Origin of the sequence: Micromonospora sp. HK10, assembly GCF_000982955.1 — a bacterium.
GTDB lineage: Bacteria > Actinomycetota > Actinomycetes > Mycobacteriales > Micromonosporaceae > Micromonospora.
Genome location: NZ_KQ058747.1, coordinates 1 through 14,275, shown reverse-complemented (window position 1 = coordinate 14,275; position 14,275 = coordinate 1). Strand labels below are relative to the sequence as shown.

Sequence of the window (14,275 nt, the reverse complement as noted above, 5' to 3'; positions counted from 1 at the left end):
GGGCCGGCCGACCAGGGCCCGGCGCGCGGGCCGGCCGACCTCGGGCCGGCGACGGGTGGGCTCACCAGCGGGCTAGCCGGCACCGGGCAGGCGACGGGCAGGGTAGCCGGCACCGGGCAGGCGACGGGCAGGGTAGCCGGCAGCGGACCGGCGACGGGCGGCGGTGACTGCCCGCGCCGGCGCCGACAGGCGCTGCTGCGTCGTTGGGCGCTTGCCGCGGGCGCGCTGGTGTTGGCGGTGGCCGCCGGGGTCGGCACCGCGCTGGCGGTCACCCACGATCCGGGCCGGCGGGCCGAGGGACCCACCGGGACGCCGAGCGGTGAGTCGTGGCAGCGCGGGCCCGGCCTACCGGGCGGCGCCGGCGCACCCCCGCCCCCACCGTTTCCCTGCGTCCGGCCGGACCCCGCCGGCGAACCGGTGACCGCGGGGCGGTCCTCCCCGGGCACCGGCGGTGAGCTGCCCGCCGGCTGGGTCTGGTACGCCAACGCGACGTTCCGGGTCGCCGTGCCGGCCGGCTGGCGATACCTGCGCTCGGGCAACACCACGTGCTTCCAGGACCCGGTGACCAACCGGATCCTCGGGGTCGAGCCGTACGTCGGCGGCACCGACCCGGTCGAGGAGCTGCGCTCGGCGGAGCGGGAACTGGTCGGCGGGGGCCGGCTGCCCGGCTACGAACGGGTGCGCCTCGCCGGGGTCGACGGTGGCGCCGAGTGGGAGTGCCGGTGGTCCGCGCCGTACGGGGAGCGGTTGCACGCGTTGCGGGCGCTGCCCCGCGAGGGCGGGACCTGGACGCTCGGCTGGACCACCTCGGACCGGGACTGGGCGGCCGCCGGTGCCCAGCTCGCCGTGATCCGGCGCAGCTTCCGGCCCGGCGGCCCGACCCGCTCGGTGAGCTGACGCCGCAGCGTCCCATCACCGACACAATTCCCGGACCGGCCGGGCCACCGGGACATACTGCCTGGTGAACGGAGGGGTCCGAGGTCGGCAGCAGCACGCCTTCCCCAGTGGACCGTCCGGGTGATCCCCCATGACCCGAAGGCTTGACTACAGTGGCGTAGTTTTGTCGATCAAGATCTCTGGGGAGGGCGAGCCGACATGATGGGACCGTCCCACGCGCTGTCCGGCGCGGCGGTGTGGCTGACCGGCTCCTGGGCGTTGGACCAGTTCGCCGATTACCACCAGACGCCGCTCGCGCTGGCGGTGGGCACCGCCGTCTGCGCCGGCGGGGCGCTCTTTCCCGACCTCGATCTCTCCGGCAAGGTCACCCGCAACCAGGGTGGCGCGACGGTCGCCCGGACGTTCGGGGTGTTCAGCCTCTTCATCGCCGAGGTCGTGGAGAAGATCTCGCTGGGCGTCTACTACGCCACGAAGCTGAGCAAGGACCCGCGCCGCAACAACGGGCACCGCACGCTGACCCACACCATCCCGTTCACGTTCCTCGTCGGTTGGGGCACCACGGCGCTCTGCGGCCATTTCGGCAAGTGGGCGGTGGTCAGCATCCTGTTCTTCATGATCGGCCTGGCGCTGCGCGGCCTCTTCGACGAGTGGGCCGAGCGGGCCGGCTGGGTGATCGTCACCCTGGTGTCGGCCGCCGCCGCCTGGTTCACCTTCGCCAACCTGCCCGGCGACCGGGGGTACCCGCTGATCGGGCTGGCGGTCGGGGTGGGCTGCTTCGTGCACATCCTCGGCGACATGATCACCCGGGCCGGGGTGCCGATCCTCTGGCCGATCCCGATCAAGCGCCGGATGTGGACGATGGTGGGACTGCCGAACGCCATCGCGTTGCGCACCGGCAGCAAGGGCGAGACGATCGTGCTGCGCGCGGCACTGACCGTGCTCGCGGTGCTCGCCGCGGTGGGGCTGGTCGCACCCGGGGTGCTGCAACGCTTCAACATTGAGATGTGACGGACCTGTTGGCCGGCGGCGCGGCTGAGGGCGACCGCCCGCCGGTCGAGGACGCGGCGGTGCCGCTGTTCTGGCGGCGGCTCGGGTTGCCCGGGCTCGCCGACGTGCACACCCATTTCCTGCCACCCCGGCTGCTGCGCAAGGTGTGGGCGTACTTCGACGCGGCCGGTCCGCTGGTCGGCACCGAGTGGCCGATCCGCTACCGGTGGGACGACGAGGCCCGGGTGGCGCACCTGGGCCGCCTCGGCGTACGGGCGTTCACGGCGCTGGCGTACCCGCACCGGCCCGGGATGGCCGAGTCGCTGAACCGGTGGACGCTGGACTTCGCGGCGCGGACGCCGGGCTGCCTGCCCTCGGCGACCTTCTTCCCGGAGCCGGCGGCGGCCGGTTACGTCGCGGACGCGCTGACCGAGGGCGCACGGGTGTTCAAGGTGCACGTGCAGGTGGGCGGCTTCCCGCCGACCGAGCCGGGGCTGGACGCGGTGTGGGGCCTGCTCGCCGAGGCCGGCGTGCCGGTGGTGGTGCACGCCGGGCACGCCCCGGTCGGCACCGCGCACACCGGGCCGGCGCCCTTCGCCGCGCTGCTGGCCCGGCATCCCCGGCTCGCCGCGATCGTGGCGCACCTGGGCGCCCCGGACTACGGCGCCTTCCTCGACCTGGCCGAGCGGTATCCGCGGGTGCGCCTGGACACGACGATGGCGTTCACCCCGTTCTTCGACCGGCTCGAACCGTTCCCGCCCGCCGAGCTGCCCCGGCTGCGCGCGTTGGGGCTGGCCGGCAAGGTGCTGCTGGGCAGCGACTTCCCGAACATCCCCTACCCGTACGCGGCGCAACTGGCCGGGCTGGCCGGGCTGGACCTGGGCGACGACTGGCTGCGGGCGGTCTGCTGGGACAACGCGGCCGCGCTGTTCGACCTGCCGCTGGACGGCGGCGGGACGCGAGGCGCGGGGTCGTGACGTTGACGCTGAGTGACGGGCATTCGCCGCACCGGCGGAGAGCTGGCAGGATCACTGCGCGTCACCGGGCTCGTCGACGAGCGCGGCGGGCGTTCGCCGCCCCAGGCTCATGACCAGGACAAACGCCAGAACGACGCGAGACGGCATCCCTGCCCTAACCCGCCTTTGCTCTGCAGCCATCCGCGCAGCAGGCGACCGAGCGTCACCGCTGCGCCGGTGGCTGCAGAGCAAAGGCGGCGAACAGCTACCTCGCCGCCGCGGCGGCAGCCTGTACGGACAGTGATCGGATTGCCGCTGGTGACCGGCCGAGCCAGGGGCGACGAGCACGACGCCACGGCCACCCCCGCGCGAGGTGGTGAGCAGGACCCCGGGGAACACCGGGCGGGACGGCGCGCGGGGGTGCCGGTGGCGGCGTGGAGCGCGGGGGTGCCGGTGGCGGCGTGGAGCGCGCGGCTGACCGGCGCCAGGGAGCCGCCCGCCGGGACGGGCCCGGCACCGGGGAGCCGCCCGTCGGGACGGGCGGCTCCCGCGGGTGCGGCGGGCGGGCGTCAGCCGGCGAGGACGGCCCGCAGCGTACGCGCGAACGCCTCGGGCTGGCCCGGGAAGCCGGACTCCGGGCCGAGGAAGCCGCCGTGGCCGCTCGGGAACACGGTGGGCCGCTGACCGAGCAGTTCGGCCATGGCCTCCGAGGTACGTCCGGTGAAGATGTCCGCGGACTCCTCGCCCACCGCGATCACGATGCGGGTCGGGGCCGCGGTCAGCGCCGCCACGTCCGGGCGGTAGCTGCTGACCGCCCAGGACTGGTCGGAGAGCAGCGGGCTGTCGCGGGTGCCGTCGTCCTCGGTCGGCATGCCGAACTGGGCCGGGTCCGGGGCGGGCTGGGCGAAGTAGGCGTCGGTGTACTCGCCGCGCCACGACGTCATGGCGATGAAGGCGGCCATGCCGGCGTTCGATCCCTTCGCCTCGTACACCTCCCGGACGGCGCCGCGGGCGCGTTCGGCGGCCGCGGCGTCGGGCAGGACCGGGATGACCGGCGGCTCGTGGGCCACCAGCGTGGTCACGTCGTCGGGGAAGGCCGCCACCAGCGCCAGCGCGGTCACCGCCCCGCCGCTGCTGGCGAACATCTCGACCGGTCCCGCGCCCAGGGCCTCAATGAGGGCGTGGATGTCGGCGGCCTGGACCTCCGGGTCGTGGTCGGTCCGGCCGTCCCGGCGGGTGCTGCGGCCGAGCCCTCGCGGGTCGTAGGTGACGACGGTGCGGTCGGGGAAGTACGACGCCAGGGTGGTGAAGCCGCTGGCGTCCATGGGCTGGCCGATCATGAAAAGCGGGGGGCGACCATCGGCGGTGGGCAGCGGGCCACGCACGTCGTAGACGAGGTCGGCCCCGGCGATCTTCAGCGTGTGGGTGTTCGTCATGTCGGTATGGACTCCTCTCGTGGCGCAGACTCATCGGACCTGGGACGGCCGGTTCGATCCCAGCCGTCCGCCGGACCTCGGCCGGCACGAGCACGGTTCATTTCGCCGGCAGGGTCCGGGCGTAGCTGACCCCTCGATCCACCCAACGGGCCAGGTCGGCGTCGCTCGCGCAGGTCGAGGGTGCGACCGTGATCCAGCCGCGCATCGGCCGCCCCCGCATCACGGTGGCCGTCGCGCCGGGCTCCGCCCCCAGCCGGTCGAACTCCGCCGGAGCCACCCGGACCATGAGACCACCGGCGCCGCGGACCACCACCGCCATGCTGCCGTGTACCAGCATCGCCAGGCCGCCGAACATGCGCTTCTCAGTCAGTCCCGGCTCCCGCCCGACCAGGTCCCGGACCCGGTCCGCGAGGTGCTCGTCATACGCCATGGTCGCATCCTGGCAGCCGGCTGAGCACCGGTGAAGGCTCGGACGGGCAGCGGACGCTCCGCCGACCGTCAGGGCCTGCCCAGCTTGGCGCAGAGCTTCTTCGGGAAGGCCGGCTCCACGGCGTGGACCGGTCCGCAGCCGACGTCCGTCGTGCTGCTGATCGTCGCCCAGCCGCGCTCGCCGGCCCAGCGCAGGAAATAGCGGCGTACGGTGACCGACGCGTCGCAGCCCTCCCTCGCCTCGGCCCCGCACGGCACGGGGTCGAACGGCACCGTCATGACCAGCCAGCGGCCGTCGCAGCCCTCCGGTGAGCCGACCGAGTGGCGGGACACGTCCATGCCGCGCACCGCGACGCTGATCCAGGCGGGGTCGCAGTGGTCGGCCGGCATCGGGTCGCAGCCGAAGGTCGCGTCGCAGCGGTCGTACCCGCCACCGCCGCGTTTCCAGGGCTCCTGGTTGAGCACGACGAGGCGACCGGCGATCGGCCCCGGCGTGGTCAGCCGCACCTCGCCCGGCGTGTGGGTGGGACAGGCGCCGACCACAGCCGAGAGGCGCGAGTCCTGCACCACGTTGGCGTAGACGCGGTTGTTCTCCTCCGTGAGGTAGGTGATCCGCGGGTTCCGGGAGCACCCGTCCGCCCCGGCGAGCAGCGCAACGGTCAGCAGGAGCGAGCGCGGGTCGTCGCTGAGGCGTACGGCGGTGACGTCGGCCTGATAGGTGGTCCAGGTGGTGCCCTCGGTGCCGTCGGCCGGCGTGGGCACCTCGGCCGACGCTGTCCCGTCCGCGGGGGCGGGCCCGTCGGCCGGCGCGGGCACGGCGCCCGGCCGCGCACAGCTCACGAGCGCGGCCAGGCACAGCAGGACGGTGGCGAGTCGGCGCATGGCGACGATCCTGGCCGCTCCGCCGCGCCGGCCACAACCGTACGGATACTCAGACGCCGACCCGCTGCTCCGGGATGCTCAGGCCGTAGAGGGCCATCAGTTCGGGGCTGTCGATCCGGCTGCCGTCGGCCACCGAGTCGCAGGCGATGTCGACGATCTGGTCCTTGTGCGCCAGCAGGTACGGCCGGGCGCCCACGTCGGCGCTGGCCAGGGTGGCGATGCCGGACCAGTGCCGGCGACCGAAGAGCATCGGGTAGCCGCGCAGCCCGCCGTAGGTGGCGCAGACCAGCACGTCCGGGTAGGGCAGGGCGGCCACCCGGCGGACCGCGGTGGCGGTCAACCCGGGCATGTCCACCGGCACCACCACGACCGCCTCGATCTCCCCGTCGGTCAACGCGGCGAGCCCGGCCCGGATCGACGAACCGACCCCGGTGCCCCAGGCCCGGTTGACCACCACGGTCGCGCCGCTCAGATCGGTGGTCTGCCGGACCTGTTCGGCGGCGGCGCCGAGGACGACCACGATCTGCTCGCAGCCCGCCTCGCCCATCGTGCCGATCATCTGGCTGACCAGGGCCCGCTCCCCCTGGTGCAGCAACGCCTCGGGCCCGCCGATCCGGCGGCCCCCACCAGCGGCGATGATCATTCCTGCGATCCGGTTCAGCGGTGCCCCCTCGACCAGGGGGACGGAAGGAGCGCAGCCGCGCCCGGTCCGTCCCGTCGTACGCACACCGGACCCAACGAGCGCCCGGGGGGCCGGGTAGCGGGGCAAAACGGAAAATTGCCCGGCTATGCCGCGTCGGCGTAGCAGTCGACCACGGAGAGGTCGAGCGGGAACCGGACCGGCGTGTCACCGAACAGCAGCCCGGTGGCCCGTTCCCCGGACGCGGCCACCGCCGCCGCCACCTCCTCGGCCTGCCCGGCCGGACAGTGCACGACCACCTCGTCGTGCTGGAAGAAGACGAGCTCCGCCGGGGTGCCGGTGAGCGCGGTCCGCAGCGTGGCCAGCAGGGTCGAGGCCCACTCCGCGGCGGTGGCCTGGATGACGAAGTTGCGGGTGAACCGCCCCCGCGAGCGGGCCGCCCGGGCGCGAGGACTCTGCGGATCCGCCCCGGCGTCCGGCTCGACCTCCTCCCCCTCGCCGAACCCGGCCGACCCCGGCGGGCAGGTACGCCCCAACCACGACCGGACCAGCCCGCCCGCCTCGCCGGTGCGGGCCGCGGCCTCTACGTAGCCGAACGCGGTCGGATAGCTCTTCCGGAGCACGGCCAGGGCGGGCAGCGCGGCGCCGCCGGTCTGCCCGTACATGGCGCCGAGCAGCGCCAGCTTGGCCCGGCCACGATCACCGGCGAAGGCGTCCCGGGCCAGCGCCGCGTAGAGGTCCCCGGCGCCGCCGGCGGCAGCCAGCCGCTCGTCACCGGAGACCGCGGCGAGCACCCGCGGCTCGAGCTGGCCGGCGTCGGCGACCACGAAGGTCCAGCCCGGGTCGGCCACCACCGCCCGCCGGATCACCTTGGGGATCTGCAACGCCCCGCCGCCCCGGGTCGCCCACCGGCCCGAGACCACCCCGCCGGGCACGTACTCCGGGTGAAACCGGCCGCCGGAGATCCAGGCGTCCCGCCAGGCCCAGCCGTGCGCCGTCCAGATCCGGTAGAGCTCCTTGTATTCCAGGACCAACGGCACCGCCGGGTGTTCCACCCCGCGCAGCGACCAGGCCCGGGTGTTCGGCAGCTCGACGCCGGCCCGCGCGAACGCCTTCAGCAGCTCCGCCGGCGAGTCGGCGTGCAGCTGGCGGACGCCGAACGCCTCGGCGATCCGCCCGGCCAGCTCGGCCAGCCGGCGGGGCGGCCCGCCGACCGGGGACGCCTCGCCGAGCAGCTCGGCGAGGATCTCGTCGTGCACGTCGGCCCGCCAGGGCAGGCCGGCCGCGCCCATCTCGGCGGCGATCAGCGCGCCGGCCGACTCGGCGGCCACCAGCAGCCGGAACCGGCCGGGGTGTGCGGTCCGCGCGACCCGGGCGAGCTGGTCGGCGTACACCCGGGTCAACGCCGCGATGCCCGGACCGCGCGGCCCGGGCGGCGCGTCGAAGAGCGCGCCCTGCCCGTGGCCGGGCGGCTCCGGTTGGCGGGGCGCCGGGTCCGGCGGGACCGGCGCCCCGGTGAGCCGGGCCCAGGCGGCGGCGAGCGACCGGGGCTCGCCCCACCGGCCGGCGTGCCCGAGCAGCAGCGCCTCGGTCAGCTCGACGTCGTGGCAGCGCTCCAGCCGGACGCCGGCGCGCAGCAGCGCCGGGTAGAGCGTGGCGCCGGTGGCCCAGACCCAGCGGGGCCGGTCGGCGGCCTCGCGGGCGCCGACGGCGGCGGCCAGGTCGGGGACCTCCTCGGCCGGGCCGGCCGGGCGGCCGGCGCCGTCGAGCGGTTGCAGCACGCCGCCGCCCCGCTCGTCCGCCACCACCGCCACCAGCACGGACGCGATTCTGCCCGGCCCCTCCGACAGACGGCGGCGGGGCCGGGCAGCGGGGTCGCGCGAACTACTTGCTGACGCCGGCCGTGAGGCCGGACTGCACCTGGCGCTGGAAGACGATGTACACGATCAGGACCGGCAACATGGCCATGGTGACCCCGGCGAAGAGGCCGGACCAGTCGGACTTGTAGCCCTGGTTGACCGACAGCTCGATCAGGCCCTGGGCGATCACCTGGTGCTTCGGCTCACCGGAGACCGACTGCATGAGCAGGGTCGGCAGGTACCACTGGTTCCACTGGCCGAGCACGTTGAAGATGCCGATGCTGATCAGGCCGGGCTTGGCCACCGGCAGCATCACGCTGAAGAACGTCCGGCTGTGCGAGGCGCCGTCGACCATGGCCGCCTCGGCGATCGAGTCGGGCAGCGTCCGGAAGAACGAGTGCATGAAGAACACGGTGAACGACAGCGACCACGCCACGTAGACCAGGACCAGCGTGAGGTGCTTGTTCGGGCCGAGCAGCGGAAACACCACGTTCATGTTGTAGACGCCCTTGAACAGCGGCACCGCGGCGAGATAGACCGGCAGGGTCAGCCCGGACAGGAACATCCAGTAGATCAGGCGGTTGCCCCGGAACTCGTAGCGGGCCAGCGCGTACGCGGCCATCGAGCCCAGCAGCATCGTGAGGGTCACGCTGAAGACGAGCACCAGGAGGGTGTTGAGGAAGAAGCTGTCGATCCCGGCCGTCCAGGCCCGGGCGAAGTTGTCCCACTGCAGCGACTTGGGGAACAGCGACAGCGGCTGGCGGATGACCTCCGAGTCGGTCTTGAGCGCGGACATCACCACCCAGAGCAGCGGGTAGATCACCATGATCGCCCACACCACGAGGAACAGGTGCGAGAAACCGTTGAAGATCCGGCCGCCGATGCCGCTCCGGGCGGCTTCCGCGCGTCGGCCCGCGGCCGGGCCGTCCGTGGGCGCCTGACGGGGTCGTTCCGAACCGGAGGTGTGGGTCACCATGCTCATCGTCCAGGCCTCCTCAGAACTCGATCCGCTCACGGCGGGTAATCCTCAGCTGGAGGGCGGCCAGCAGGATGGTGAAGATGGCCAGCGCCACGGCGATGGCGCAGGCGTAGCCGAACTGGCCCTTCTGGAACGCGTTGAACTGGATCACCGAGGCGAAGATCTCGCTGGCGTGGTTCGGGCCGCCCTGGCTCGGCGTCATGACGAAGACCAGGGCGTACATGTCCAGGGCGATGAAGCCCAGGTAGACCCAGGCGACCGAGACGGTGTCCCGGAGCAGCGGCAGGGTGACCCGGAAGAAGGTGTCGAACCGGCCGGCCCCGTCGAGGATCGCCGCCTCGTAGATGTCCTTCGGGATCGACTGCATGGCCGCCGAGAAGAGCACCATGTAGAAGCCGGCGCCGCTCCAGACCGCGATCAGCAGCAGCCACCAGAGGACGGCGGGGATGCCGAGGAACGGCTCCGGGTCGGCGGTGAAGGCGATCGGGTTGTCCGCGTCGACGAGCCCGATCTTGATAAGCAGGCCGTTGATCAGGCCCTGCTGGTCGGTCCGGTAGATCTGCTGCCACATCACGGCGATGACCACCAGGGACAGCACCTGCGGGAAGAAGAAGATGACCTTGTAGAGGCCCGAGCCGAACACCCCGCGGATGCCGGCCCTGTCCTCGCGTCCGCCCACGTTGAGCAGGAACGCGAGGAACAGGGCCAGCGCGATGGTGAACAGCGGCACGGTGATCAGGAAGAAGACGTTGTGCCAGAAGGCCTTCCTGATCAGCTCGTCGGAGAACAGCCGGACGTAGTTGTCCAGCCCGACGAAGCGCTGGGAATCCGAGTAGCCTCCCCAGTCGGTCAGCGAGTATCCCGCCGCCTGCGCGAACGGCCACACCACGTAGAACAGGTACAGCGCGACGGGCAGGGCCAGGAAGCCCGTGACGAAACGCGCGACTCCGTGCCGCATTGGACTCACTCTCTCCGTCGGATCAGGCCGTGCGGGTCTGCTTCTTGATCGACGAGTCCTTGGCGACCTTGTCCGCGGCCGCCTGCATCTTGTCGACAAACTGCTGCGCGGTGAGCCGCCCCGCCATCAGCTCTTCGGACAGGTTCTGGCTCTCCTTGTCCAGGTCGGCGTAGAAGTCCGGGAACTTGAACGAGATGAGCTCGCTGCCGCCGTTCTTCATCAGGGCGTTCGCGCTGGAGAGCGCGGAGTCCTGCACGTTGTCGCCGGAGCCCTTGGTGGAGGCCAGCGACTTGGTCAGCTCGGCGAACTTCGCCGAGCCGGCCTTGGACAGAATGGCCCGCAGGAACTCCTTGGCGGCCTCCTTGTTGGGGGCCTTGCTCGGGACCACGAAGCCTTCGCCGGAGGAGGCGAACACGTCCTTCGCCGCCTTGTCGTCGGCGTTGCTCCAGTAGTCCGAGAGCGTCATCTCGAAGCCCGGCGGGATGGTGGCGGCCATCTCGTTCTTCAGCCAGGTGCCGACCTGGATGAACGCCGCCTTGCCGTCGAGGAAGGCCTGCTGCGACTGGGTGTGGTCGAGCTTGCCCGGCAGGAGCAGCTTGTCCTTGACCATCTTCTCCCACGGCTCGAGCGCCTTGAGGATGCCGTCGGCCTTCCAGGCGCCGTCCTTCAGGTTGTCGATGTCGACGATGACCTGCTTGCCGGCGGACTTCCAGATGCTGGCCATCAGGCCCCAGCGCGGGTAGTAGCCGTGCACGGCGTCGTGGACGTACGGCGCCATGCCCTTGGCCTTGATCTTCGGCGCCAGGGCGAAGAACTCGTCCCAGGTCTTCGGCGCCTCCCAGCCCTCCTGCTTGAACTTGGCCGCGTTGTACCAGTTGCCCCAGACGGTAAAGGCGATGTTCACCACGTAGAACTTGCCGTTCTGCGTGCCGTCGGAGACGGTGCCGGGCAGCAGCGAGTCTGCCACGGTGCCCTCGCCATCCCAGGCGGGCGCGGTGAGCAGGTCGTCGAGCGGCTCGATGGCGCCCTCGTTGATCAGGGTGGCGCGGTCCATGCTGTCGGCGCCCGAGTTCATGACGAGGTCGCTGGGCTGCGTCGCCATCTTCGGCTGCTCTTCGGTCTTGATCTTCTGGGTCGAAGACATGTTGACCGTAACGTTCGGGTGCTTGGCGTTGAAGACGGTCTTGTCTTCCTTGGCCCACTGGTCGCCCAGGCCGCCGTTGAAGACGACCACCTTGACGGCGCTGCCGTCCTTCACGCCGAACGGGTTGTCCTTGCTCTTCGCCGCGCCGCCGGTGTCGGACTTGCTCGGCTCACTGCCGGCGCAGGCGCTGAGCAGGCCCATCGCCGGGGTGGCGAGGAGGCCGGCCGCGGCGGCCCGCTGGAGCAGCGTCCGACGGCTGAGGTCGCCGAGGTTCTCGGGGATAACCGACATCTTTGTCTCTCCTTGTGGTGTCGGGTCAGGCGGTCCGCCGGAGGCGCCCGGCGTACCGCGACTCGAGGGCGAGGTTGTGCTCGTCCCCACCGGGGACGTTGGCGGAGAGGTAGATAGGGGGTACCTCTCCGGCCAGGTGGAACCGTCGTACGACCTCGGCGGTCAGCAGCTGCGCCAGCAGCGCCGCGGTGACCGACGAGACCGCACAGACCGCGCCGCCGCCCTCGAGCGGCAGCAGTGCGTCGCCGTACGGCGCGCCGTTGTCCAGCACGACGTCGGCGAGGTCGGCGAGCCGTTGCCCCGACGGGTGCCGGGGGGCGACCCGAGCGGTGTGCTCGACCGAGGTGACCGCGATCAGCGGGTGGCCGTGCGCCCGGACCAGCGCCGCCAGCTCGACCACCGAGCCGTTGATGCCGGACTGGGAGGCGACCACGAACACGTCCCGCGGCTGCGGCGCCGCGAGGGCCCAGAGCTGGTGCGCGACCTCGGGGTCGCGTTCCAGCTTGGGGTCGGCGAGCACGTCGCGGGGCGCGTCGCCGTGCAGCACGAGATCGTGCAGGGAGAGTCGGTTGGTGGGCACCAGGCCGCCGGCCCGGGCGACCAGTTCGGCGGCGAACGCCTCGGAGTGGCCGGCGCCGAACGCCTGGAGCACGCCGCCGCCGCGCAGCCCGTCGGCGATCAGGCCGGCGGCCCGGTCGATCGCGGCGGCCTGGGTGTCGACGAGCCGGTCCAGCATCGGCCGGACGGCGTCCGCGTACCGCTGGGCGCTGATCATGCGGTGGCCCCCTTCGCGTCCTTGTGCCCGTCGACGGCCTGGGCGGTACGCCGGAAGGCCGCGTGGGCGCGGTCGTGGGTGCGCTGCGCCACCGCGATGTAGAGCAGGTCGAGCACGACGAGCTGGGGGTGGCGGGCGGAGAGCGCGTCGGGCCGGAAGGTGGTGGCCTGGCTGGCGGTGACCAGCACGATGTCGGCCAGTTCGGCCAGCGGCGAGCGGGGGAACCCGGTCAGCGCGATCGTGGTGGCCCCGCGGCTGCCCGCCTCGGCGAGCATCTCGATCGTCTCCCGGGTCTGCCCGGTGTGCGAGATGCCGAGCGCGACGTCCCCGGAGCCGAGCAGCGCGGCGCTGGCCAGCCCCTCGTGCACGTCGCTCCAGGCCCACGCGGCCACCCCGATGCGGTGCAGGCTGAACTGCATCTCCTCGCCGACCAGGGCGCTGCCGCTGGCGCCGAAGATGTTCACCCGGCTGGCGCCGGCGATGGCCACCGCGGCCTTCTCCACCTCGGCGAGGTCGAGCAGCGCGGCGGTGTCGTGCATGGCCCGGGTGTCGGCGGCCATGATCTGGTCGAGCACCCGGGACAGCGGGTCGCTGGGCTGGATCTCCCGGCCGATGTCGACCGTCCAGCCGGCCGAGCGCGCCCGGCCGGTCTCGGCGGCGATGCCCAGCCGAAGGTCGGCGTAGCCCTCGAAGCCCATGGCCCGGCAGAACCGGGTGATGGTCGCCGGCGAGGTGCCGCTACGCTCGGCCAACTCGACGATGGTCGCCCGGGCCGCCGCCTCGGGATCGCTGAGCACGTGCTCGGCGACCCGGCGCAGCGCGCCGGTCAGCTCCCCCACGCCGGCCCGGACCCGGGCCAGCACCCCGTCGGAGGAGTTCCCCGCCATCGCACCCCGCCGGTCGACCGCGTCGGCGTCGACCACCGCGGTCCCCGCGGGGGTGTCCACCTCGTGATCAACCATGGGACGCCTTTCGGAAAAGAGTGTTAACTGTTAGTGGTAAAAGTTCTTACTGAAGGCCCCTCCATGTCAAGACCGTGGGCGAAGTTTTCAAACTGTTACCTGCTGCACAGCCGCGCGGGCGCTTCCGGATCTTGCCTCGGGGCACCGGGCCGACCAGCATGAAGGGCCAGCACGCCCGACCGCAGGGAGGCGCCCGGATGTCCGACACCGTCGTGGTCGGCCTCGACGTCGGGGGTACGTCCACCCGCGCGGCCGCCGTCCGCCTCGACGGGGTACGCCTCGGCGACGGCCGGGCCGGCGGCGGCAACCCGACCAGCCACGGCGCCGAGCGGGCCGCCGCCGAACTGCTCGCCGCGCTGCGGGCCGCGCTGACCGACGTCGACCGCAACCGGGTACGCGCCGGCGTCATCGGACTGGCCGGCGCGGGCCGGCTGCTCGCCGATCCGCAGGGCCCGGCCGCCTTCGACCGGGCCTGGGCCGACGCCGGCCTGCGCTGCCCCTACGCGGTGCACGGCGACGCCCTCGTCGCGTACGCCGCGGGCACCGCCGCGCCGGACGGCACGGTGCTCATCGCCGGCACCGGGGCCATCGCCGCTCAGGTCCGCGACCTGCGACTGGACCGCGTCGCCGACGGGCACGGCTGGCTGCTCGGCGACGCCGGCTCCGGCTTCTGGCTCGGCCGGGAGGCGGTCCGGCGGCTGCTGGCCGACCTGGACCGGGCCCGGCCCCCCGGTGATCTGGCCCGCCGGGTGCTCGCCGAACTGACCGGCGCCGAGGTCGCCGCCCGGCCCCGGGCGACCGCCGACGCGGTGGTGCAGGCCGTGACCCGGCGCCCGCCGGTGGAACTGGCCCGGCTGGCGCCGCTGGTGGTGGCCGCGGCCGAGGACGGCGAGCCGACCGCCCGGGCGCTCATCGCCGAGGCGGCCGCGCTGCTCGCCGAGAACGCCGCCCGGATCCGCCCGCCCGGCGCGACCGATCCGGTCGTGCTCGGTGGCGGCCTGCTCACCGGCGGCACCCCGCTGGCCGGTGCGGTCCGGGCCGAGCTGACCCGGCGATGGCCGGACGCGCCGCTGCACGCCG

General features: G+C 73.2%; 13 protein-coding genes and 1 pseudogene. 4 read left to right on the top strand and 10 right to left on the bottom strand.

The window, feature by feature from the left end; translation table 11 throughout:
• The 3 genes and pseudogenes from LQ51_RS09210 to LQ51_RS09200 form a co-directional block, all read left to right on the top strand.
• Window positions 1–897, top strand: a pseudogene (locus tag LQ51_RS09210) (serine/threonine protein kinase); the annotation flags it as partial.
• A 198-nt stretch (window positions 898–1,095) separates the two neighbouring features.
• Window positions 1,096–1,905: a metal-dependent hydrolase gene (locus tag LQ51_RS09205; protein ID WP_046564288.1), complete on the top strand. Its 810-nt coding sequence runs from the start codon at window positions 1,096–1,098 to the stop codon at window positions 1,903–1,905.
• 5 nt (window positions 1,906–1,910) lie between these two features.
• Window positions 1,911–2,861 carry an amidohydrolase family protein gene (locus LQ51_RS09200; protein ID WP_231605623.1) on the top strand — a complete coding sequence of 317 codons (951 nt, stop codon included), beginning with the start codon at window positions 1,911–1,913 and terminating at the stop codon, window positions 2,859–2,861.
• A gap of 548 nt (window positions 2,862–3,409) precedes the next feature.
• Here the strand turns inward: LQ51_RS09200 and LQ51_RS09195 are convergent.
• The 10 genes from LQ51_RS09195 to LQ51_RS09150 form a co-directional block, all read right to left on the bottom strand.
• The gene (locus LQ51_RS09195; RefSeq protein ID WP_046564287.1) at window positions 3,410–4,276 is read right to left on the bottom strand and encodes an alpha/beta fold hydrolase; all 867 of its coding nucleotides are present in this window, start codon (window positions 4,274–4,276) and stop codon (window positions 3,410–3,412) included.
• A 97-nt stretch (window positions 4,277–4,373) separates the two neighbouring features.
• Window positions 4,374–4,706: a TfoX/Sxy family protein gene (locus tag LQ51_RS09190; protein ID WP_046564286.1), complete on the bottom strand. Its 333-nt coding sequence runs from the start codon at window positions 4,704–4,706 to the stop codon at window positions 4,374–4,376.
• 68 nt (window positions 4,707–4,774) lie between these two features.
• Window positions 4,775–5,587, bottom strand: a complete 813-nt coding sequence (locus LQ51_RS09185) for a hypothetical protein (RefSeq protein WP_052744789.1) — start codon at window positions 5,585–5,587, stop codon at window positions 4,775–4,777.
• A gap of 49 nt (window positions 5,588–5,636) precedes the next feature.
• Entirely contained in the window at window positions 5,637–6,230 is a 594-nt protein-coding gene (locus LQ51_RS09180) for a nucleotidyltransferase family protein (RefSeq protein ID WP_046564285.1), read from the bottom strand.
• 143 nt (window positions 6,231–6,373) lie between these two features.
• Window positions 6,374–8,077: a bifunctional 3'-5' exonuclease/DNA polymerase gene (locus LQ51_RS09175; protein ID WP_046564284.1), complete on the bottom strand. Its 1,704-nt coding sequence runs from the start codon at window positions 8,075–8,077 to the stop codon at window positions 6,374–6,376.
• Between the two features lie 34 nt (window positions 8,078–8,111).
• The gene (locus LQ51_RS09170; RefSeq protein WP_046564283.1) at window positions 8,112–9,068 is read right to left on the bottom strand and encodes a carbohydrate ABC transporter permease; all 957 of its coding nucleotides are present in this window, start codon (window positions 9,066–9,068) and stop codon (window positions 8,112–8,114) included.
• A gap of 13 nt (window positions 9,069–9,081) precedes the next feature.
• Entirely contained in the window at window positions 9,082–10,023 is a 942-nt protein-coding gene (locus tag LQ51_RS09165; RefSeq protein WP_046564282.1) for a carbohydrate ABC transporter permease, read from the bottom strand.
• 22 nt (window positions 10,024–10,045) lie between these two features.
• On the bottom strand, window positions 10,046–11,458 hold the full coding sequence (ngcE, locus tag LQ51_RS09160; RefSeq protein ID WP_046564281.1) for an N-acetylglucosamine/diacetylchitobiose ABC transporter substrate-binding protein: 1,413 nt from the start codon (window positions 11,456–11,458) through the stop codon (window positions 10,046–10,048).
• A 25-nt stretch (window positions 11,459–11,483) separates the two neighbouring features.
• On the bottom strand, window positions 11,484–12,233 hold the full coding sequence (locus tag LQ51_RS09155; protein WP_046564280.1) for a sugar isomerase domain-containing protein: 750 nt from the start codon (window positions 12,231–12,233) through the stop codon (window positions 11,484–11,486).
• The gene (locus tag LQ51_RS09150) at window positions 12,230–13,195 is read right to left on the bottom strand and encodes a MurR/RpiR family transcriptional regulator (protein ID WP_046564279.1); all 966 of its coding nucleotides are present in this window, start codon (window positions 13,193–13,195) and stop codon (window positions 12,230–12,232) included. Before LQ51_RS09150 ends, LQ51_RS09155 begins: the two co-directional genes overlap by 4 nt.
• A 197-nt stretch (window positions 13,196–13,392) precedes the next feature.
• Here LQ51_RS09150 and LQ51_RS09145 point away from each other — a divergent pair.
• The coding region (locus LQ51_RS09145) for an N-acetylglucosamine kinase (protein ID WP_046564278.1) at window positions 13,393–14,275 on the top strand (883 nt) is incomplete at its 3' end.

Excerpts from the sequence above, each read along its gene's own strand:
- LQ51_RS09205 (WP_046564288.1), top strand. The coding sequence starts at position 1,096 with ATGATGGGACCGTCCCACGCGCTGTCCGGCGCGGCGGTGTGGCTGACC.
- LQ51_RS09195 (WP_046564287.1), bottom strand. The coding sequence starts at position 4,276 with ATGACGAACACCCACACGCTGAAGATCGCCGGGGCCGACCTCGTCTAC.
- LQ51_RS09190 (WP_046564286.1), bottom strand. The coding sequence starts at position 4,706 with ATGGCGTATGACGAGCACCTCGCGGACCGGGTCCGGGACCTGGTCGGG.
- LQ51_RS09185 (WP_052744789.1), bottom strand. The coding sequence starts at position 5,587 with ATGCGCCGACTCGCCACCGTCCTGCTGTGCCTGGCCGCGCTCGTGAGC.
- LQ51_RS09180 (WP_046564285.1), bottom strand. The coding sequence starts at position 6,230 with ATGATCATCGCCGCTGGTGGGGGCCGCCGGATCGGCGGGCCCGAGGCG.
- LQ51_RS09170 (WP_046564283.1), bottom strand. The coding sequence starts at position 9,068 with ATGAGCATGGTGACCCACACCTCCGGTTCGGAACGACCCCGTCAGGCG.
- LQ51_RS09165 (WP_046564282.1), bottom strand. The coding sequence starts at position 10,023 with ATGCGGCACGGAGTCGCGCGTTTCGTCACGGGCTTCCTGGCCCTGCCC.
- ngcE (WP_046564281.1), bottom strand. The coding sequence starts at position 11,458 with ATGTCGGTTATCCCCGAGAACCTCGGCGACCTCAGCCGTCGGACGCTG.
- LQ51_RS09155 (WP_046564280.1), bottom strand. The coding sequence starts at position 12,233 with ATGATCAGCGCCCAGCGGTACGCGGACGCCGTCCGGCCGATGCTGGAC.
- LQ51_RS09150 (WP_046564279.1), bottom strand. The coding sequence starts at position 13,195 with ATGGTTGATCACGAGGTGGACACCCCCGCGGGGACCGCGGTGGTCGAC.